Genomic DNA, 21,060 nt, shown 5'->3' with positions numbered 1-21,060 from the left:
AACATAAGATAGACTTATTTTAAGGTAAAAGGAATTTATATTAACATAGACATGGATATAGAAATCAGAGAAGTTATAGATAAAAAAGCATTAAAAGATTTTGTCTGTTTCCCTCTCTTCCTTTACAAAAATGACAATTTTTATGCTCCTCCTTTAATCAAAGACATGATGATGCATCTGTCAGAAAAAAATCCCTTTTTTAAAAGAGCGAAAGCTAAATTTTTTGTTGCCTACAAAGATGAAAAACCTCTCGGAAGAATTGCTGCTGTAGTAAACTATGCTCACATTGATTATCACAAGGACAATGCAGGTTTTTTTGGACTCTTCGAATGCGTAAACGACCAAAATGTTGCCAATGCTTTATTTTTGAAAACAGAAGAATTTCTCAAAGAAAATAATCTTAAATTAATGCGTGGACCAATGAATCTTTCAACCAATGAAGAATGTGGTTTTCTTTATGACGGATTTGATACTCCTTCAATGATAATGATTCCTTACAACCCACCCTATTACAATGACCTTGCTGAATCCTTCGGCTTAAAAAAAGTAAAAGATCTTTACTGCTTTTTAGCAGATATTCCAGAAATTCTTCCAAAAAAAATTGAAAGAATTGCCCAATTTGCTGAAAAACAAGGTATAATGGCAAGAGCGATAAAATTAAAAAACTTAAAACAGGAACTTTACGCCTTTATGGATGTATATAATGAAGCATGGGCTCAAAACTGGGGATTTATACCAATTACAAAAGAAGAAATCGATTACATGGCAGAAAAACTAAAACAGATAGCATTACCTGAATTAGTTGTAGTTGCCGAGAAAAATGGCAATCCTGTAGGTTTTTTTGGTGCTATCCCTGATTTCAACGAAGTCTTAAGAAAAATTAAGGGAAAACTTACACCCCTTTCAATTTTAAAAGCTCTATATTATAAAAGAAAAATTCAGTCAATAAGATTACTTCTTTTTGGTGTAAAAAAAGAATTTAGGCACAAAGGAGTAGAATCAATCATGCTTAAACAGGCATTCATAGGTTCAAAAAAATACAAATTTAAAAAAGTTGAATTTTCATGGATTCTTGAAGATAACTATGAAACAATCAATCTAACCCAAATATTAAATGCCCGTAGATATAAAACCTTAAGGATTTATGAGAAAACAATTTAGTATTATATTTTTAGTATTCGTACTTACATAAAATTTCTCTTGCAAGCTCCATATAAGCTATGCTACCTGTTGCTTGAGGTGCATAAATAATTGCAGGCTTACCATTCATAGTTGCCTCTGATAATGCGATATTTCTTGGTATAACTGTATTAAAAGTTTTCGAACGAAAAACTTTTTTAACATCCTCTGCGATAGTTCTACTTAAAGTTAAGTGTCTACTGAACATTGTAAGAAGGATACCTTCAAGTTCAAGGTTCTCATTAAAATTAGCCTTTATTCTCCATAAAAGTTTTATAAAAATTCTTAATGCTTCAAGGGCTAATTGTTCACATTGAACTGGAATAATTACAGAATCAGAAGCTACAAGACAGCAAAGAGTAAGAATAGAAAAGGAAGGAGGGCAATCTATAAAAATATAATCAAATTCTTCTCTATAGTCATCTAATACAACTTTTAACATTCTCTCTCTTTCTTCTGTATCGAAGAATTCAAGTTCTGCCATAAAGAGGTCTATTTTTGCTGGAACAAGATATAAATTATTTATCACATTGTACATAGCTTCCTTTAGAGAGGCTTTCTTGATAAATACTTCGTAGAGACCCTTTATAGAACTTCCATTTTTTCGCATCCCTAAACCGAAGGTCAGACTTGCTTGAGGGTCTGAATCAATTACAAGAACTCTTTTGCCTTCTAAGGCTAAGCATGATGAAAGATTTATGGCAGTAGTTGTCTTACCTACTCCACCCTTTTGACTTGCAATTGCTATGATTTTCCCCATTTTTATTTCATAGCAATTTATAGTAAGTAAGTCTCTCTAAGAGTCTGTTTCTGGCATTTTCAAAGGTATCATTTATGCGATATCCTGCTGCATTTTTATGTCCACCGCCACCAAAATATCTTGCAATAACACTTACATCTATTTCACCCTTTGACCTTAGACTTACTTTTATAAAACCCGGCTCTATTTCTCTGAAAAGAGCTGAAATATTGACATTTTTTAGAATTCTCAAGAATTCCACAAATCTTTCTGTATCTGACTCTGTGGTTCCTGTAGCTTGAAAATCATTCTTAGAAATAAATGAAATCGCTAAAGAAGATAAAATCTCTAATTTATTAAGCATTACGATGAAAAGTTTAAATCTTTTTTCGCTCCAAGATTCAAAGCTTTGTTGATAAATATATGAGGGTTTTGCCCCAGCTCTTACAAGTTCTGTAGCTATAGATAAAACTTCATCTGTGGTGTTATCAAACTGAAAATTACCAGTATCTACTATAATTGCAGTATAAAGATTTGTAGCTATTTCTTTCGTTATTTTTCCTTCCAATGCCTTTATAAGATAGTATATCAAAATTCCAGTGGCAGCCTTTTCAGAATCTATCCATTTTATTGACTCCTGCGATGAATTATCGGTAGAAGATTTATCCTCTATATGATGGTCTATTATTAATATTTTTCCTTTAAAAGATTGAAGGTTATTAATGATAGTTTTATCATAGCTTACTCTTTTAAGATTATTGCAGTCAACAAGAATCAGCACATTAAATCCTTCCGTGTTTAACTCTTTTAAATCTTTAATACTTTCAATACCTGAAAGGAATTTATATTGGGAAGGTACAGGAATTTCTGTATATACTTGGGAATTTTTACCAAGCTGATCTAACAAAAATTTCAATGCCAAAGAAGAACCAAAGGCATCACCATCAGGAGTTGAATGAGTTAAAATAAGAAAATTATTTTCTTCCCTTAAAATCTTAACAAGGGGCTCTGGAGGATTCAAATTCCCTCCGATGTTTTTTTTATATCTTCAAGAAGCTTATCTATCCTGAATCCTCTTTCAATAGACTCATCATAAAAAAACTCAAAGTTAGGTATTATTTTTATCCTTAAGCGCTTGGCAATCTCGCTTCTCACAAAACCCTTTGCTTCATTTAAAATCTGTAAAGATATCTCTCTGTCTTCTTCTTTAAGTACTGTAACAAAAATTTTTGCAAATCTTAAATCATCTGAGAGTTCTACATCAGTAACAGTAATAAAACCTAAGCGAGGATTTTTAATTTTGTGTAAAACAATATCTGCAACTTCTTCCTTCAATAGAACACTCAATCTTTGAGACCTTTTATAGGGATGCATTTAAAAACCCTTTACTTGAATTTTTTCTAATATGTAATTTTCTAATATATCTCCTTCTTTTATATCATTGAAATTCTCAATTGCTATTCCACACTCATATCCTGCTTGAACTTCTCTGACATCTTCTTTAAATCTCTTTAAAGAACCTATTTTCCCTTCATAAACAACTATATTGTCCCTTATAACCCTTATACCATCACTTGCACGGGAAATAACTCCATTTAAAACATAACAACCTGCAACAGTTCCAATCTTTGAGATTTTAAATACAGCTCTTACTTCTGCTCTACCAAGTATTTTTTCTTTTATTTCAGGTTGTAACATTCCAATTAATGCCTTCTTAACATCATCAATGACTTCATAGATAATGCTGTAAAGCTTGATATCAACACCAAGATGTTCTGCAAGCTCTTGAGCTTTTGGTTCTGGCCTTACATTAAATCCAATTATAATTGCATTAGCAGTTGCTGCTAAATTGACATCACTTTCTGTAATTCCACCTACTGCAGCATGAATTACCTTTACTTTAACTTCTGGGTGGACAATATCCTCTACTGCTTTCTTTAAAGCTTCTATGGAACCCTGAACATCGCCTTTTATAATGAGGTTAAGTTCTTTAACTTCTCCCTCTTTAATCTTTTCATAGAGATCCTGTAATGTTATTTTTTGAGCTCTCTGCATTTCAGCTAATCTTTTCTTTTGTGCTCTTAAGTTTGCTATCTGTCTTGCTATTTTTTCATCTTCAACAACAATAAAGCTATCCCCTGCTTGAGGAACTTCCTCAAAACCCACAACTTCAACAGGCGTCGATGGAGAAGCCTCGGTTATTCTTTTACCTGTATCATCATTTAAGGCTCTTACCTTGCCATAGGTAGTTCCAGCAACAAAGGCATCACCAACTTTTAATGTTCCATTTTGAATAATTACCGTGGCAACAGGACCACGACCTTTATCAAGGCGTGACTCAATAATAGTTCCTCTGGCAGGCTTATTAGGATTTGCCTTAAGTTCCATTATCTCAGCCTGAAGGAGAATCATCTCAAGGAGATTTTCTATACCAATTCTTTTTTTTGCGGATATATCAACAAATATATTTTGTCCACCCCATTCTTCTGGAATAATTCCGTACTCACTTAATTGTGTTCTAACTCTTTGGGGGTTTGCCTCTGGTTTATCAATTTTATTAACAGCAACAATAATCGGAACTCCTGCTGCTTTAGCATGGTTTATTGCTTCTACTGTCTGAGGCATTACTCCATCATCGGCTGCAACAACTAATACAACTATATCAGTTACCTTAGCTCCTCTGGCTCTTAAGGCTGTAAAAGCTTCATGTCCTGGAGTATCAAGAAAAGTTATATCCTTTCCCTGTAAGGTCACCTTATAGGCACCTATATGTTGAGTAATGCCACCTGCTTCTTGCTCTATAACTTTGGTCTTTCTTATTGCATCAAGTAAAGAAGTCTTTCCGTGGTCAACATGCCCCATTACAGTGACAATAGGAGGCCTCGGAAGCAGATTTTCAGGAGCATCCTCAATCTCTTCCTCTATTACGTCAATCTCCTGTGCCTGAGCAAGTTCAACTTTAATTCCAAAACTTTCAGCCACAAGAATTGCCGCATCTGGGTCAACAGGTTGATTTATAGTTGGCATATAGCCAAGTTCCATAAATTTTTTTATAACATCTGCTACTTTCTGTCCTATAAGCTCAGCAAATTCTTTAACAGTTGTCCCTTCTTGAATTTTTATTGACTTCTTCCTTGGAGCTGTAATTGGAGCTGTAACTTGTTCTTCTCTTTTGTTTTTATCCTTCTGTTTTTTTTGTTCCTTTAAATCAAGCCATTTTTTAGGCTCAATCTTTTTGGGAGGAACCTTTGTTAAAACAGGTTTTGGTTTTATTTTTTCTATTTTTTCAAAGGAGATTTCCCTTCTAAACCTTCCAGGCAGAGTAATTTCTTCTTCCTCTACTTTGAGCTCCTCTTCAATCAATTGAATTTTTTGGGAAATTTTTGGTTTTTCAATTTTTGGTGACTCTTTAATTTCTTCTTTTTTTTCTTCTATTTTGGTTTCTACAACCTTTTGCTCTTTAATTTCCTCCTCTTTTTCAATTTTTGGTGACTCTTTGATATTCTCTTCTTGTCCTTTAAAATGTTCCCTTATTTTTTCAATTTCTTCTGGTTCTATTTTGATGTTTGTTGTGCCTTTTTTAAATTGGGTATTTCTTATCTTTTCTACATATTTGACAATATCAGAAGTTTTTACACCTAATTCTTTTGCTAATTCTATACTTCTTATACCCTTATCTGACATAAATTAAACCTTTCCCTCCTTGTCTCCAAATCAATAAAATGTTATCATAAATAAATAAGTATATGCAAATTGAAGGAGGAAAAATGGCAGCTTGTTATGTTTGTGGTAAAAAAAAGACAATAGGAAATAATGTTAGTCATGCAAACAACAAAACTAAAAGATATTTCTTCCCAAATCTTCAGAGAATGAAAATTTTAACAGAAACAGGGCCTAAAAGAGTACATGTTTGCACAAGATGCCTTCGTTCTGGATTAGTTAAGAAGGCTGTATAATTTTATGTGAATTCATGGAAAGAATCGGATTTTTATTGCCCTCTTTATTTAATAATTTAGGGATTGAGGATGCAGTAGTTTTAAAGTTAATAAAAAACAAATGGTTTGAGATTTTTAATCCACCTTTAAGTGAACATACCTATCCTAAAGAATTAAAAGAGGGTAAACTTTTAGTTATTGTTAACTCACATGCTTGGTTAAATGAACTAAAACTGATACAGGAGGAGTTTATTAAGAGGCTATCTCAATATGGAGTTAAAGAAATTACCTTTAAATTTGGCAAAATTTATAAAAATAACCGAGGTGATGAAAAAAAACAGAATTTACAAATATCTCAGGAACAAAAACTTTGGATTTCCGAAATTGTGAAAAAAATCAAAGATGATGAAATGAAATCTGTTATGGAAAATTTAATAACAAAGTATATTTTATATGTTAATGAAAAAATAATGGGAGAAAAAAATGAAAGATTTTGATTTTGTTTACAGAGAATATTCTGAAGAGGAAAGCGCAGTTTATGAAAAGGCAATGCGGGAGATTTTGGTAAATATTAAACAGGGGATGAGCTTTCAAGATGCTGTAGATAAGGTAGAAGTATCTGATAAAAATCTTAAATCTCTAATTGAAGATGATGCTTTAAAAATTTTAATTGCCGAATTATGTTATGTCTCAAAAATACCCTTTGAGGAATTTGCAAATATGTTAGGATTGCCTATAGAAAAAGTTAGGAATGCTAATTTTGAAATGCTTGAAGATATTCAAATGACTTTAAATAATACTTTTAATAAAAATCAAAGGAGCGGGAATGCTTAGAAAAGTAAAAATGTATTCTTTAAGCACATGCCCTGCATGCAAAAAAGTTAAAGAATTTCTGAAAAATAATAACGTTGATTGTGAAATCATAGAGGTTGACCTTTTAGATGGCGGTGAACAGTGGGTAGCCCTTAAAGAACTAAAAAAGATAAATCCTCAGGAGACCTTTCCAACCTTGGTTGTAGAAAAAGCGGTTGTAGGCTTTGATGAGGAAAATATCAAGAAAGTTCTTGAAATCTAAACATGGATCCAGAAAAGCTTTATGAAATATTAAAAAAATATGCCCAATCAAAAGGGATTGAACTTAACAAAGATAAAGAATTTGTTTTAGACCTAATTAAAGGACTTCTTCGAAATGAAGAAAGATATGGATATCGTTCATGTCCCTGTAGACTTGCCAGCGGAGATAAAGAAAAGGACAAAGATATAATATGTCCTTGTGTTTATAGTGAAGAAGATATTAAAGAATATGGAAGATGCTATTGCGGACTTTATGTTTCAAAGGAATTTAATGAAGGTAAAATTCCTTATAAAAATGTTCCAGAAAGAAGAAAAAAATCTTAACAAGGGGTGATTAAAAATGATATGGGAAGAGCTTTTAACATTTGAAGATATTAAAAAAGAGACCTATTATATTCAAAATATTCTCTGGGATTATGACCCAACAAAGGTTATGGAACCAATAGTAGTTCAGGAAGGTTCAACAATAGTTTGTAAGGAACCTGTCAAGGGGTATGTTTTCTATATAGAAACTTCTGGCAAAAAACCAGAACTTTTCTTAATGATGCATAAAACCAATTATTTCGGTGAGACAATAGCAAAAATAGACGAAATACCCCAAGAATTAATCAATGAAGCTGTAGAGGAAAATAAAAGCAAAATTAAATACGGGATATGCCCAATTAACGAAAAAATTAAATTATGGCTTAAAAAAGAATTGGGATTAATATAGTTTTCTTAACTTCTTAAGATTTCTTTAAAATTTTTAATCGTAATGAAATGATTTGAAGTTCTGGGAGCTGACTTTGAACTTGATATAGCCCTTAAAATAGGAAACTTTATTCCCGCGAGCTTCGCTGTATGAAGAATTGTTTCTGTATCGTCAATAAACATGGTTTTTTCAGGATTTATATTAAGATTTCTTTTTAAGTTTTCCCAGAATTTTATGTTTTCCTTGGGATATCCTATATCAAAAGATGTTATACAGGAGTGGAAATATTTATAAAAGCCTGTTTTATTAAGTTTAAGTTCCATTACTTTATTGTGAGCATTTGTTACAAGATATACTCTATGCCCATTAGAATTTATCGCCTGTAAAAATTCCTCTGCATCAGGATGAGGATTTATAAGGTGGTCTACTTCTTTTTTTAAGCTAAAAATATCAATTCCTGTCATTTTTGACCAGAAATCAATGTCAGTCCAGTTTAATGTTCCCTCTTCTGCTTTATACATTGAGAACAAAATTTTCTGAGCTTCTTCGAAGGATATAGCATTTTTTTCTGCATATTTTTTAGGAACTAATATCTCCCAGAAGTAATCATCGTAGTATTTGTCCAAAATTGTACCATCCATATCTAAAAGAACTGTTTCTATTTGATTAAAAATTATCATCTTCTTGCTCCCTATACCATGACATCTCTATAAAAAATCTTGTCTTCTCATAAATACCTCTTAAGATATTGCTTAAGTCAAAAAACAATTCTTCATAAAATTCCGGATCCTTTAATTCTTCCCCACCAATTATGTATGAGTAAATAATCTCGTATTCTTCTCCATTCATCATATCTTTTCTAAAAAATTCCTTTTTTATTAAAACAGGATCAAGATCTGGATTATCATTGACTATTTCTTCAAAAAGATCTGAAACATTATTATATCCTTCCAAAAAGGGAAGATGGATTGTTACATCTATCTCAACTATATCTGTAAAATCCTCTTCCTCATCAACTTCTTCGTCATCAAAAGTAAGTGAGAAACTTGTCTGCTCCGCATCGTAAGAGAATGTTATTGTAGCTGAAAGTGGATAGGGTGGCTTAAGTTCAGGTAATGTCATTGATAATCTACTCTCTTTATTTAATGAATACTGTTCAACCAATGTAGACATTTCATATACATCGAGATAATTCTTTGCTGCATCCATTAATCTCATCTGTAATTCTTCGAATCTTAACACAGTTTTCCTCCTTTTACTTGCCTTTAATCTATACAACATTATACCATATAACGATAATATTCTCTAATAAGGAGGAATTACTATGAAATCTGGATATTTTATCACAGGAACCGATACAGGGGTTGGTAAAACCATTGTAAGCGCTGCAATCTTGAGAACTTTTATCAAGAAGGGATTAAAAGTTGGAGCAATGAAACCAATTGAGACAGGATGTTTAAATAAAGACGGGGTTTTACTTCCCTCTGATGGAATGTTTTTAAGAGATATGGCTGAAATGAATGATTCTCTTGAGATTGTTACTCCTGTAAAATTTGAAAACCCAGTTAGTCCTCTTGTTGCATCAAGACTTGAAGATATGGAGATTGACCTTGAAAGAATATTCAAAGCCTTTGAAAATCTTAAGAAAAAATATGACTATCTAATAGTTGAAGGTGTGGGTGGATTAATGGTGCCAATACTTAAAGAGCAAAAAAAGAAAGCTAAAAAGGTATATTTTGTAAGAAATTTGATAAAAGATATGGAATTAGAGGTCATTATTGTTACTCGTCCAACTCTTGGCACAATAAACCATACATTGCTTACAGTTGAGGCTTTAAAAAGCAAAAAAATTCCTATAAAAGGATTTATTATAAATTATTCAACTACAGTCAAAAATGATATTTCAGAAAAAACCAATCCCGATATTCTCAATGAGTTATTAGATATACCCTTTTTAGGTATACTGCCCTATTTAAATGAGTTGACCAAAGATAAAATTGGTGAGACTGCTTTGCAAAATTTGCACATTGAAAATTTAATTGGATGAATTCTGCTTTATTTTTTTAAATTGCTGTTTGATAAAAAGTTTTCTTTTGCAAATACAGATGATACTCTTTTCTGTTACCCCTTCACTTCGTTCAGGGCAGGCTCTGAGGCGAAGCAGAAGTCTCCTCCTTTTTTGTTATTCCGAGGTGGTCAATCCCCCGAGGAATCTCATTGAAAAGGATGAGATTCTTCACTTCGCTAATGCTAAGGATTACAGAGGAAAGGCTCAGGATGATGGGAAAAGAGACTCAGACATTGCCTTGACTCAAGCGAGGGAATGACAGAATTGCTCAAGACATTAATTTTCTATCGACAATTCTTTGTTCTCTAATAAATGAAACTGCTAAAATATTAAATGCAATTTAAAATTTTAAAAAAAGATGGCTATGCAAGGGCAGGTATAATAGAAAGCGAGAGAGGAGTTGTCCATACTCCATGTTTTATGCCTGTTGGTACAAATGGAACAGTAAAAGCGATGACTCCTGAAGAGCTTTCAATGATAGGTTATGAAATAATTCTTTCAAATACCTATCATCTTTATTTAAGACCTGGGCATGAAATCATTAAAAAACTTGGTGGAATTCATAAATTTATAAACTGGAAACTACCAATTTTAACTGACAGTGGAGGTTTTCAGATTTACAGTCTGTCCTCTTTAAGAAAGATTAATACAGAAGGAGTAGAATTTCGTTCTCATCTTGATGGCAGTTTGCATTTTTTGACTCCTGAAAAATCTATTGAAATCCAGCAAGCTTTAGGTTCAGATATAATGATGGTTCTTGATGAATGTATTCCCTATCCATCAGAAAAAGAGTATGTAGAAAAATCCCTTCAACTAACAACAGAATGGGCAAAGAGATGTAAGGAGCATTTTGAAAAAAATAAAACCTCTCAGGCTATTTTTGGCATTGTTCAGGGCGGATTTTACATTGAGTTAAGAAATAAAGCACTAAAAGAACTTTTAAAAATCGGATTTGATGGATATGCCTTAGGTGGATTGAGTGTTGGAGAACCTAAGGAAGAAATGTATCAAATAATAAAAAACATGGCACCAGTCATGCCAGAAGATAAACCAAGATATTTAATGGGCGTAGGTGATCTTATGGATGTTTTATATGCTGTTGAATGGGGTATTGATATGTTTGATTGTGTAATGCCTACGAGAAATGCCAGAAATGGAACACTTTTTACTTCTCAAGGAAGAATTAGCATAAAAAGAACTGAATTTAAAGAAGACCCATTACCTTTAGATCCTGCCTGTGATTGCTATACCTGTAAAAACTATTCAAGAGCCTATCTGAGACATCTATATATGTGTAGAGAAATACTTTCAATGAGGTTAAATACAATCCATAACCTCTATTTTTATTGTCAGTTTTTTAGAAAAATGAGAGAGGCTATTAAAAAGGGAGAGTTTCAAATTTTTAAATCTCAATGGCTTCCGATTCTTGAAAAAAATGCCTGCTTCAAGGAATAAAATTTTCCCTGTAGCAGGCTGATTTCTTTATCCGAGTATTTCTTTTAAATCTTCATCGACAGTTTTTATTGGTTTAATTTCAAAATTTTCAACCAAAACCTTTAAAACATTAGGACTTACAAAGGCTGGAAGACTTGGTCCAAGACGGATGTTTTTAATGCCGAGATAAAGCAAAGTAGTAAGAATAGCGACAGCTTTTTGCTCAAACCATGAAAGAATCAATGACAGAGGAAGCTCGTTTACACTTACATTGAAAGCCTTTGAAAGTGCTAAAGCAATCTGAATTGCCGAATAGGCATCATTACACTGCCCTACATCAAGGAGTCTTGGAATTCCTTCAATAGAGCCAAGCTCTTTATCAAAAAAGCGAAATTTTCCACAGGCAAGAGTTAAAATCACTGTATCTTTTGGTGCTTTTTCTACAAATTCAGTGTAGTATGATCTTCCGGGCTTTGCACCATCACATCCTCCAACAAGGAAAAAATGGCGAATTTTCCCTGATTTAACAAGTTCTATAACCTTGTCTGACACTGATAAAACTGTATTCCTTGCAAAACCTACCATTACTGTTTTGCCTTCTCTGTCTTCCTGAAAACCCGGTAATTCAAGAGCCTTTTGAATTACCAGTGTAAAGTCTTTGTCCTTTATGTGTTTGACACCGGGCCAGCCAACAACTCCTGTTGTAAAAATTCTGTCCCTGTAACTTTCCTGAGGCTTAATAATACAATTCGTTGTCATTAATATTGCACCAGGAAATTGAGAAAACTCCCTTTGCTGATTCTGCCATGCTGTACCATAATGTCCATAAAAGTGCTTATATTTTTTTAGTTCAGGATATCCATGACAGGGAAGCATCTCTCCATGGGTATAAATGTAAATTCCCTTTCCTTCTGTTTGCTGTAAAAGAATTTCAAGGTCTCTAAGGTCATGTCCTGACACAACTATTGCCTTACCCTTTTTATATCCAAGAGGAACCACAGTTGGAACAGGATGCCCATATCTACCCGTATTTGCAGAATCAAGTAGCTCCATTGCTTTTAAATTTGTCTCCCCAGATTTAAGAACCATGTTAAGCCAGAAATTAAGGTCACCATCCCTTTGCATTGCATCAAGTGCTTCATATATGAAGGAGTATACACTGTCATCTTCCTTCCCAAGTATTGCAGCATGGTCAGTGTAGGCAGCGATTCCTCTTAGAGAGTAAAGGGTTGTTTCCTTAAGGGATTGAATGTCCTCGTCTTTGTAGCTATGGAAAAGCTTTCTGTTTGCTTCTTCACCCTGTTTTACAAGTTCCTGTAAGTTATCAGCTGGATGAAATCTACAAACTTCTGTTTCCTGAGCTTTAATTCCCTTTTGCTTAAGATCTTCTCTCAGTTTTACTGCTTCATAAATAAAGTTTTTAATGACTTCTGAGTCAAAATTAACATTTGTTAAAGTGGCAAAGAGTGCTTCCACAGTAAATCTGTTAATTTTGCTGATATCATCCTTAGACAGAGCAGAAGAGTATCCTTTGAACGCCTCCTTTGCATAAGTTGCAAGTCCCTGAAGTGCATAAGTCAATAGATCCTGAAGATAGGCTGTATCTGGTTGTTTTCCGCATACGCCTAATTTTGTGCATCCTATTTGATTTGCTGTTTGTTCACACTGTCTACAAAACATAGTTAAACCTCCTAAAAGTATTTTTTATACTTTAATCTTACCATGTCTAATTATTAAAAAATATGATTTAAATCATATTTTTGGAGTATTGTATTTATTTAAAATTGATGGTAAAATTTAACAAAACTAAGTTCTTTATAAAGGGGGTGAGTTATGAAAAAAAATTTAATTATTCTTGCAATAGTTTTAATTTTACTCGTGGTTACCATAGCTTTTTCCCCGAGAATTCTTGCCAAGACAAATACGCCAGAATTTTGTGCCAGTTGTCATGTTATGAAAGAACAGTATATAACCTTAATGAAAGGAGGGGTTCATAATTCTTTAAAATGTGTGGATTGTCATCTTCCTAATGATTCAAAGGTTAACTTTTATTTCTGGAAAGCAGTTGATGGTAGCAAAGATTTCATTGCATTTCATACTGGAAGAGTTTCCGACCCAATAAAAACTTCAGCCCATGCTAAAAAAACAATTCAGCAAAACTGTATCAGATGCCATGAAGGCATGGTTTCAAGAATTACAATAGCTGACAGAAAATGCTGGGACTGCCATAAAAGAACATCTCATAGACAAACAGGTTTAAGAGAAACAATTTAATGGAGGTTTTTTATGAAAGGATTTAGTTTATCTTTAATTTTATGTTTTGTCTGTGTTCTACTAATTATGGGATGTCAGTCTGAGAAAGCACAAGAATTTAGGGTAACTCCTATTGCTGAAAATGAAGTAGATCCGGAAGTATGGGGAAAGGTTTATCCAATTCATTATGAAATGTATAAACAATCACAGGAACCAACTCTAGCAGGCAAAAGCAAATATAAAAGGGGCTGGGATACCGACAAAATTGTCTATGACAAGCTTTCCCAGTATCCTTTTTTAGGTGTACTATACAATGGTTTCGGATTTGGTATTGAATATAATGAGCCAAGGTCTCACTTTTACAGAGTTATAGATGTACAAGAAATTGATCCTTCAAGAACAAAACCTGGAGGAGTTTGTCTTACCTGTAAATCAACCTATGCACCCGATCTTGAGGCTAAATACGGACCTGCCTATTATAATACTCCTATAGATGAAGCTTGGAAATGGATACCAGAAAAACATAGAAAACTTGGAGATTCCTGTATCGACTGCCATAATCCAAAGGACGCTTCTTTGAATATAAGAAGAGGATTCACTCTTGTTAAGGCTTTGCAGACAATGGGAGTTGATACAAAAAATATTACTCATCAGCAGATGCGTAGTATTGTATGTGCTCAATGTCATGTTACCTATGTTGTACCAAGAGACAAAGATATGAAGCCAACAGGACTTTTCTTTCCATGGCAGGGCAGTAAACTCGGCGGAATTAGTGTTGAAAATATAATAAAAGTTCTAAAAAGCGACCCTTCTTATGCAGAATGGAAACAAGCAGTAACTGGATTTAAACTTGCTTTTATAAGACATCCTGAATTTGAATTTTTCTCAAACAACTCGGTCCATTGGAATGCGGGAGTAGCCTGTTCAGATTGCCATATGCCCTTTAAGAGAATGGGTGGCTTTAAAGTCTCTGAACACAGAATAATGAGTCCACTTAAATACGATATGAAAGCCTGTTTACAATGCCATAGCCAAACTCCTGAGTGGTTAAAACAACAGGTAATAGCAATTCAGGATAGAACCATTAGCATGTATCTTAGAGCAGGTTATCAAACAGCAGTTACTGCTAAGTTGTTTGAATTAGCACACAAATCTCAAGAAAGCGGAAAACAGTTTGACCAGGCTCTTTATAACAAAGCAAAGGATCTTTATCTTGAAGCCCTTTACAGAGTAATTTTCATTGGAGCAGAGAATTCAGTTGGGTTTCACAATCCAACTGAAGCAACAAGAATTCTCGGCGATGCTGTTGCCTATGCATCAAAATCAGAATCTATTTTAAGAACAATGCTTGCAAAGGCTAATGTGGAAGTTCCTGTAAATATTGATTTAGAACTTAAAAAGTATCTTAATAATCGTGGAGAAAAGAAACTTAACTTTAAACCAGAACAGGAGTTCAAAGATCCCTTCGGAACACAACAGAACATAGAAGCATTACTAAAATGATTTTTGGGAGACTCCGGTCTGTTATAAGACTGGAGTCTCCTTTATGACTCTGTTTTTAGAATTCTATCTTAAAAAACCACAATTTTTTAATTTATAAACTTTTTCATTAAATCTTGATTTTTGAAAAATTTTTATTTTACTATTAAATAAAATAATAGACTTATAAATAAATTTTAATGAGGAGGAAATATGGAAAGCTTATTGATGATATTAGGGATTTTATCCCCGATTATCTTGATTTTAGGTATCGCGATTAAATTTTATAAAATTTCAAAAATGCCTCTTAATGTTCGGTGGGAGATTTATCCATTACCTCATGAATCAGAAGAAAAAAGGAAGTATGGCGGGTCTTATATGGAAGAATTAAATTGGCTTGAAAAGAGACCTGAAAGATACACATTAGGTGAATATATAGAGCCCTTTAAAGAGATTTTATATTTGCACAAAGTTAAAAAGTTCAATCCCTATGGTATATGGATTTGGTCAATGGCTTTACACTGGGGCATTTGGTTGCTCTTTCTTTGGATGGGAATTCTAATTATAAATTCTATATTCAATTTAGAGATAACTTCAAAACTTTCCGTATTAGCTTATTTATCATATATTTTAGGAAGTCTTGGAGTTTTGGGATTAATTGTGAAAAGAGGTACAATTCACGATTTAAAGATATATACATCTCCAATTGATTATTTAAATCTCTTATTCCTATTAATCCTTTTTGCATCAGGCTTATTTGCGATAATGAATAAAGGCGGGATTAATGAATCCATAACTTATTTAGAGGGGCTCTTGAAAGGTAATATTCCAGTTGATGAACTATCTTTAGTGATAATTTTACATTTTCTAATTTTTAAATTATTTTTGATATACATTCCCTTTTCTAAATTTTTCCACGGTCCTGTAAAGTATATGACCTTTCACAAAATTTTATGGGATGATATGTATCAGATTAAGGGTTCAAAAGAGGAGAAAAAAATTTCTGAACAGCTTAATTACAGGGTTAGATGGACAGGTCCACACATCCTGTCTGATAAAAGCTGGCTTGAAAATGCTCAAAATACAAATCTTCATGATAAAGTTTGAGGAGGCATAAAATGGAAAAATTAAAAGATTTTGCTAAAGAAACCAATCAACCAATTTTTGAAATTAATAATGATGAACTTATCTCACTGTCACCCTATTTAGATGAAGAAAATGACAGTTATAAAGCTCCCGATGATTGGTTTGATAAATATGATTTATCCCTTGATGGTTTTTCAGGTTTCCCTTTTATAAATCCCTCTGAGGAAGAAAAAGAAGAAATTATTAAAAAATTTCTCAATGGTATACAGAAACTTCTTAATCCTGAATCTAACTGGACTTTCTATAAACCTTTTTTTCTCTCGTTAAAACATTGCGTAAAATGTAATACCTGTGCAGAAGCATGTCATATTTATGTAGGTAGTGGTAAAAAGGAAATCTATAGACCTAATTTTCGCTCAGAAGTTCTTCGAAGAATTTATAAAAGATATTTCACTATCAGCGGAAAAGTACTTAAATCCTTTGTTGGAGCAGATATTGAAGTAACATACAGTCTAATTAGAAGGCTTTTAGAGCTTGCCTATCGTTGTACACTATGTAGAAGATGTGCCTTGTATTGCCCTGTTGGAATAGACAATGGATTAATAGCAAGGGAATTAAGAAAACTATTCAGTCAGGAATTAGGGATGGCTCCTGTAGAAGTTTATAAAAAAGGTACAAGGCTTCATTTACAAACAGGTTCAACAACAGGAATGAAACCGCATACTTTTATAGATGTGATTAAATTCATAGAAGAGGATATTCATGAAAAGACAGGGAAAAAAATAACTATTCCTGTAGATAAAAAGGGTGCAGATATAATGCTTTTGCACAATGGAGGAGAATATCTTTCATGGCCTGACCATATTGCAGCCTTTGCGATTCTTTTTGATGCTGCTGGAATAAATTATACATTAAGCAGTGAAACACTTGGATATGATGGAGTTAACTATGGTGCATGGTATGATGATGTTGAATTAGCAAGAGTGGGGTTAAGGCATTTACAGATTGCCCATGAATTGGGAGTTAAAAAGCTTGTAATAGGTGAATGTGGACATTCTCATAAGGTTTATTCTGTAATTTTTGATAGAATTCTTCCTGCGAGCTCTCCCTTATGGAATATTCAGAGAGAGAGCTGTTTACCATTAATGTGGGAAATAGTAAGAAGTGGAGTTGTTAAATTAGACCCTATGAGAAATAATTTCCCTATAACATTCCATGATTCATGCAATATCGTTAGATTAATGGGAATTGTATCTCCTCAAAGAAAAATTATAAAGGCAATATCTCCCGGAACATTTAGAGAAATGAAGCCTAACGGAACTTATAATTACTGTTGTGGTGGTGGAAGTGGTTTTGCTATTATAAGGTCTCTTAATTTTCCTGTATTCAGAAACAAGGTCTCTTTAAGATTAAAGACTAAACAAATTCTTGATACCTTCAGCGATGTCCTTAATCAGGATATACCCAAAGTTGTTGTTGCAACTTGTTCTAATTGTAAAGGATCTTTAAGAGACATAATGAAAATATATGAACTTTTTCATAAATACAAAATAAATTACTCTGGATTAGCGGATTTAATTGTAAATGCCATTACGGACATTCCACCATTTCTTAATTTAGAAGAGATGGAAGAATAAGGTGAATTCCCCAGCTTTATGAGCTGGGGGATCTTTTTATGTTCCAATTTGCCAGCTGTGAAGGTACTTATATTGTTCTTTTGTTAGAGTATCAATTTTTATGCCCATTGCTTCAAGTTTAAGGCGGGCAATTTCTCTATCAATTTCTTCTGGGACAGAATATACTTTTCTTTCAAGTTTTTTTGCATTATTAAATATATACTCAGCTGAAAGAGCCTGATTGGCAAAGCTCATATCCATAACTGCTGCTGGATGACCCTCTGCAGCACTAAGATTAACAAGTCGTCCTTGGGCTAAAAGATAAATCCTTCTTCCATTTTTTAAAGTATACTCCTCTACGAAATCCCTTATTATTCTCTTTGATTTTGACAATTTTTCTAAACTTTTAATGTCTATTTCCACATCAAAATGTCCTGTATTTGCTATTATGCTTCCGTCTTTCATTTTAGAAAAGGTTTTACCAGAAATCACATTTATATTTCCAGTTACGGTAACAAAGATATCTCCTATCTGGGCAGCCTCTTCTATTGGCATTACATCAAAGCCATCCATAACTGCTTCAAGGGCTTTAAGTGGGTCTACTTCAGTAACAATGACTCTTGCACCCATTCCTCTTGCTCTCATTGCTACACCTCTTCCACACCATCCATATCCACAAACTACAAAAACGCTTCCAGCTAAAAGCCTATTTGTTGCTCTAAGTATACCATCTATTGTGCTTTGTCCAGTTCCGTATCTATTATCAAAAAGATGCTTTGTATAAGCATCATTAACTGCAATAATAGGATACTGAAGGGCTCCATCATCTGCCATTGATCGTAGACGAATCACACCTGTTGTTGTCTCTTCAGTGCCGCCTAAAACATCTTTTAGAAGTTCTTTTTTTTCTTTATGAAGTGTTGATATTAAATCAGCACCATCATCCATTGTAATATGAGGTTTTATTTCTAAAACTTGATAAATATGTTTATAGTAAGTATCCTTATCTTCGCCTTTAATTGCAAAAACAGGAATTTTATAAAATTTAACTAATGCAGCTGCTACATCATCTTGTGTGCTTAAGGGATTTGATGCACAAAGTGCTACCTCAGCTCCTCCTTCTTTTAGGGTAATCATCAAGTTTGCTGTTTCTGTTGTTACGTGAAGACAGGCACCAAGCCTTACTCCTTTAAGTGGTTTTTCTTTTTTAAATCTCTCCCTTATGATTCTTAAAACAGGCATATCCATCTCAGCCCATTCAATTCGAAGCTTACCCTTATTAGCGAGTTTGATGTCCTTTATGTCATACTTTAACACAGTTCTGCCTCCTTTCTAAGTGTCTCTGCCATATCTGTTTGCTCCCAGGTAAAATCTGGATCAAGTCTTCCAAAGTGCCCATAGGCAGCTGTTTTCTTAAAAATTGGTCTACGAAGTTTAAGTTTTTCAATAATACCTTTTGGTGTTAAATCGAAAACTTTTTTTATTATATCTTCCATTTTTCTATCTTCAATCTTGCCTGTACCAAAACTATTAACATAGACTGAGACAGGTTCTGGAACACCTATTACATAGGCAATCTGAATTTCTACTCTATCACAAAGTCCTCCTGCAACAAGATTTTTAGCAATATACCTTGCCATATAGGAACCAGAACGGTCTACTTTTGTAGCATCTTTACCTGAGAAACATCCTCCACCATGACGAGCTACTCCACCATAGGTATCAACAATAATTTTTCTTCCTGTAAGTCCTGTATCACCCATTGGACCACCGATGACAAATCTTCCTGTTGGATTAATAAAATATTGAACATTTTCTTCATCAAGAAGTGCTTTCGGTACAACAGGCTTTATAACCTTTTCAACGATATCTTCTCTTAATTCTCTGAGAGTAATATCTGGAGCATGCTGAGCAGATACAACAACACTTCGTACTTGATAGGGCTTACCATCTCTGTATTCAATAGTAACCTGAGTTTTTCCATCAGGCCTTAGATATGTAAGAATATCCTTTTTCCTTACTTCCGCAAGTTTCATTGCAAGCTTATGAGCAAGCATTATTGGCATTGGCATAAGTTCTTCTGTTTCATTGCAGGCAAAACCAAACATAAGCCCTTGATCTCCAGCACCTCCTGGATCTACACCCATCGCAATATCAGGTGATTGTTCATGGATTGATGTGATAACTGCGCAGGTTTCATAATCAAAGCCGTATTTTGCCCTTGTATAGCCTATTTCTTTCACCGTTTCCCTTATTACTGAAGGGATATCAACATAACATTCTGTTGTAATCTCACCAGCAACCATTACCAATCCTGTGGTTACTAAAGTTTCACAGGCAACTCTTGCATAAGGGTCTTTTTCGATCATTGCATCCAAAATAGCATCTGAAATCTGATCAGCTACTTTATCTGGATGTCCCTCTGTTACTGACTCTGAGGTGAATATATAATCCTTTCTGTCTCCTAACATTTTCTTCCTCCTCATTAACACATTTTTATTAATTCTTCTGCAATCTGAACAGCATTTAATGCTGCACCTTTTCTGAGATTGTCTGATACTACCCACATATTTATTCCATTTTCAATTGATTCATCTTCACGGATTCTTCCTACAAAAACTTCATCTTTTCCTGAGGCGTAAATTGGTAAAGGATATTCATTCTTTTCAGGATTATCTATTACAACAATTCCTGGTGCTTTACTTAAAATTTCTCTTACTTCCTGAGCTGTAAGTTTTCTTTCTGTTTCTATATTTACACTTTCACTGTGTCCTCTAAAAACAGGAACTCTTACTGTTGTAGCAGTAACCTTTATTGAAGGATCACCCATTATTTTCTTTGTTTCGTTAACCATCTTCATTTCTTCTTTTGTATAACCATTTTCAAGGAATTTATCTATGTGAGGCAAAACATTGAATGCAATCTGATGGGGATAAACCTGAATTTTTATTTCTTTAAAATTAAGTAAATCAACTGTTTGCTGAAGAAGTTCGTCCATTGCTTTTTTGCCTGTTCCAGAAACAGACTGAAAAGTGGTTACTACAACTCTTTTTATTTTTGCTACATCATGAATTGGCTTTAATGCTACAACCATCTGAATAGTGGAACAGTTTGGATTTGCAATTATACCTTTATGCCATTTTAGGTCATGGGGATTTACTTCAGGAACAACAAGGGGAACTTCGGGGTCCATTCTCCATTGAGAGGAATTATCAATGACAACGCAGCCACTTTTTGCAGCAATAGGTGCCCATATCTTAGACCGTTCTGCACCTGCTGAAAAAAGAGCAATGTCTATACCTTCAAAGGAATCTTCCTTCAAAGTTTCTACAGGGATTTCCTCTCCTTTAAATTGAAGTTTTATTCCTTCACTTCTTTCAGAGGCAAAAAGCCTTAATGTGTCAACAGGAAAATCTCTTTCCTCAAGAACTGCTATCATTTCATTTCCAACTGCTCCTGTTGCACCAACTACTGCTACATTGTATTTTTCTTTCTTTTTAAGCATT

At 33.6% G+C, this 21,060-nt stretch carries 23 protein-coding genes; 13 read left to right on the top strand and 10 right to left on the bottom strand.

Annotated features, from left to right (window positions below; translation table 11 throughout):
- Positions 1–51: 51 nt before the first annotated feature.
- Positions 52–1,161 carry a hypothetical protein gene (locus QI155_RS00465; RefSeq protein ID WP_281320884.1) on the top strand — a complete coding sequence of 370 codons (1,110 nt, stop codon included), beginning with the start codon at positions 52–54 and terminating at the stop codon, positions 1,159–1,161.
- 10 nt (positions 1,162–1,171) lie between these two features.
- Here QI155_RS00465 and QI155_RS00460 read toward each other — a convergent pair whose 3' ends face one another.
- From QI155_RS00460 to infB, 4 genes are read right to left on the bottom strand one after another with little or no spacing between them, the layout of a single operon-like run.
- Entirely contained in the window at positions 1,172–1,939 is a 768-nt protein-coding gene (locus QI155_RS00460) for a ParA family protein (RefSeq protein ID WP_068861606.1), read from the bottom strand.
- A 7-nt stretch (positions 1,940–1,946) separates the two neighbouring features.
- Positions 1,947–2,939, bottom strand: coding sequence for a bifunctional oligoribonuclease/PAP phosphatase NrnA (locus QI155_RS00455; RefSeq protein ID WP_281320883.1), 993 nt, complete (start codon positions 2,937–2,939; stop codon positions 1,947–1,949).
- Complete coding sequence (gene rbfA, locus QI155_RS00450; RefSeq protein WP_068861593.1) at positions 2,936–3,292, bottom strand: 30S ribosome-binding factor RbfA; 357 nt, start codon at positions 3,290–3,292, stop codon at positions 2,936–2,938. Before rbfA ends, QI155_RS00455 begins: the two co-directional genes overlap by 4 nt.
- Positions 3,293–5,602 (bottom strand): translation initiation factor IF-2, encoded by a 2,310-nt coding sequence (gene infB, locus QI155_RS00445; RefSeq protein ID WP_068861592.1) that lies wholly within the window; start codon positions 5,600–5,602, stop codon positions 3,293–3,295.
- A gap of 83 nt (positions 5,603–5,685) precedes the next feature.
- Here infB and rpmB point away from each other — a divergent pair, with 83 nt between their 5' ends.
- Genes rpmB through QI155_RS00415 form a run of 6 tightly spaced genes read left to right on the top strand, consistent with a single transcriptional unit; the run spans position 5,686 to position 7,639 of the window.
- Complete coding sequence (rpmB, locus tag QI155_RS00440; protein WP_068861591.1) at positions 5,686–5,874, top strand: 50S ribosomal protein L28; 189 nt, start codon at positions 5,686–5,688, stop codon at positions 5,872–5,874.
- Positions 5,875–5,888: 14 nt separating this feature from the next.
- A complete protein-coding gene (locus QI155_RS00435; RefSeq protein ID WP_281320882.1) occupies positions 5,889–6,350 on the top strand; it encodes a DUF721 domain-containing protein in 462 nt (153 codons plus the stop codon).
- Complete coding sequence (locus tag QI155_RS00430; protein WP_281320881.1) at positions 6,337–6,687, top strand: hypothetical protein; 351 nt, start codon at positions 6,337–6,339, stop codon at positions 6,685–6,687. The genes QI155_RS00435 and QI155_RS00430 overlap by 14 nt, the downstream gene beginning before the upstream one ends.
- Positions 6,680–6,928, top strand: coding sequence for a glutaredoxin family protein (locus QI155_RS00425; protein WP_281320880.1), 249 nt, complete (start codon positions 6,680–6,682; stop codon positions 6,926–6,928). Before QI155_RS00430 ends, QI155_RS00425 begins: the two co-directional genes overlap by 8 nt.
- Before the next feature lie 2 nt (positions 6,929–6,930).
- Positions 6,931–7,251, top strand: coding sequence for a ferredoxin-thioredoxin reductase catalytic domain-containing protein (locus QI155_RS00420; protein WP_068861587.1), 321 nt, complete (start codon positions 6,931–6,933; stop codon positions 7,249–7,251).
- 16 nt (positions 7,252–7,267) lie between these two features.
- On the top strand, positions 7,268–7,639 hold the full coding sequence (locus QI155_RS00415; RefSeq protein ID WP_068861586.1) for a DVU0772 family protein: 372 nt from the start codon (positions 7,268–7,270) through the stop codon (positions 7,637–7,639).
- A gap of 5 nt (positions 7,640–7,644) precedes the next feature.
- On the opposite strand, the gene QI155_RS00410 is transcribed toward QI155_RS00415, so the two are convergent.
- A complete protein-coding gene (locus QI155_RS00410; RefSeq protein WP_068861585.1) occupies positions 7,645–8,298 on the bottom strand; it encodes an HAD-IA family hydrolase in 654 nt (217 codons plus the stop codon).
- Positions 8,285–8,860, bottom strand: a complete 576-nt coding sequence (locus tag QI155_RS00405) for a hypothetical protein (RefSeq protein ID WP_068861584.1) — start codon at positions 8,858–8,860, stop codon at positions 8,285–8,287. Before QI155_RS00405 ends, QI155_RS00410 begins: the two co-directional genes overlap by 14 nt.
- Positions 8,861–8,942: 82 nt before the next feature.
- Here QI155_RS00405 and bioD point away from each other — a divergent pair, with 82 nt between their 5' ends.
- The gene (gene bioD, locus QI155_RS00400; RefSeq protein WP_281320879.1) at positions 8,943–9,665 is read left to right on the top strand and encodes a dethiobiotin synthase; all 723 of its coding nucleotides are present in this window, start codon (positions 8,943–8,945) and stop codon (positions 9,663–9,665) included.
- A gap of 354 nt (positions 9,666–10,019) precedes the next feature.
- The gene (tgt, locus tag QI155_RS00395; RefSeq protein ID WP_068861581.1) at positions 10,020–11,141 is read left to right on the top strand and encodes a tRNA guanosine(34) transglycosylase Tgt; all 1,122 of its coding nucleotides are present in this window, start codon (positions 10,020–10,022) and stop codon (positions 11,139–11,141) included.
- Positions 11,142–11,168: 27 nt separating this feature from the next.
- Here tgt and hcp read toward each other — a convergent pair whose 3' ends face one another.
- Positions 11,169–12,800 (bottom strand): hydroxylamine reductase, encoded by a 1,632-nt coding sequence (hcp, locus tag QI155_RS00390; RefSeq protein ID WP_281320878.1) that lies wholly within the window; start codon positions 12,798–12,800, stop codon positions 11,169–11,171.
- 153 nt (positions 12,801–12,953) lie between these two features.
- Between hcp and nrfH the strand changes: the two genes are divergently transcribed.
- The 4 genes from nrfH (at position 12,954) to QI155_RS00370 (ending at position 17,575) form a co-directional block, all read left to right on the top strand.
- Positions 12,954–13,394: a cytochrome c nitrite reductase small subunit gene (nrfH, locus tag QI155_RS00385; RefSeq protein WP_281320877.1), complete on the top strand. Its 441-nt coding sequence runs from the start codon at positions 12,954–12,956 to the stop codon at positions 13,392–13,394.
- 66 nt (positions 13,395–13,460) lie between these two features.
- The gene (locus QI155_RS00380; RefSeq protein ID WP_348650819.1) at positions 13,461–14,876 is read left to right on the top strand and encodes an ammonia-forming cytochrome c nitrite reductase subunit c552; all 1,416 of its coding nucleotides are present in this window, start codon (positions 13,461–13,463) and stop codon (positions 14,874–14,876) included.
- 189 nt (positions 14,877–15,065) lie between these two features.
- Positions 15,066–15,959, top strand: a complete 894-nt coding sequence (locus tag QI155_RS00375) for a respiratory nitrate reductase subunit gamma (RefSeq protein WP_068861293.1) — start codon at positions 15,066–15,068, stop codon at positions 15,957–15,959.
- A gap of 11 nt (positions 15,960–15,970) precedes the next feature.
- Positions 15,971–17,575: a (Fe-S)-binding protein gene (locus QI155_RS00370; RefSeq protein ID WP_068861292.1), complete on the top strand. Its 1,605-nt coding sequence runs from the start codon at positions 15,971–15,973 to the stop codon at positions 17,573–17,575.
- 36 nt (positions 17,576–17,611) lie between these two features.
- On the opposite strand, the gene ahcY is transcribed toward QI155_RS00370, so the two are convergent.
- Genes ahcY through QI155_RS00355 form a run of 3 tightly spaced genes read right to left on the bottom strand, consistent with a single transcriptional unit; the run spans position 17,612 to position 21,059 of the window.
- A complete protein-coding gene (gene ahcY / locus QI155_RS00365; protein WP_281320876.1) occupies positions 17,612–18,871 on the bottom strand; it encodes an adenosylhomocysteinase in 1,260 nt (419 codons plus the stop codon).
- The gene (gene metK, locus QI155_RS00360) at positions 18,865–20,025 is read right to left on the bottom strand and encodes a methionine adenosyltransferase (protein ID WP_068861290.1); all 1,161 of its coding nucleotides are present in this window, start codon (positions 20,023–20,025) and stop codon (positions 18,865–18,867) included. The genes ahcY and metK overlap by 7 nt, the downstream gene beginning before the upstream one ends.
- Before the next feature lie 14 nt (positions 20,026–20,039).
- On the bottom strand, positions 20,040–21,059 hold the full coding sequence (locus QI155_RS00355; protein WP_281320875.1) for an aspartate-semialdehyde dehydrogenase: 1,020 nt from the start codon (positions 21,057–21,059) through the stop codon (positions 20,040–20,042).
- Position 21,060 lies beyond the last annotated feature (1 nt).

This window comes from Thermodesulfovibrio sp. 1176 (assembly GCF_029946585.1).
In the GTDB taxonomy this organism is placed as follows: domain Bacteria; phylum Nitrospirota; class Thermodesulfovibrionia; order Thermodesulfovibrionales; family Thermodesulfovibrionaceae; genus Thermodesulfovibrio.
Note: the sequence above shows the minus strand (reverse complement) of the source record. Positions and strands in the feature narration are given on the sequence as shown.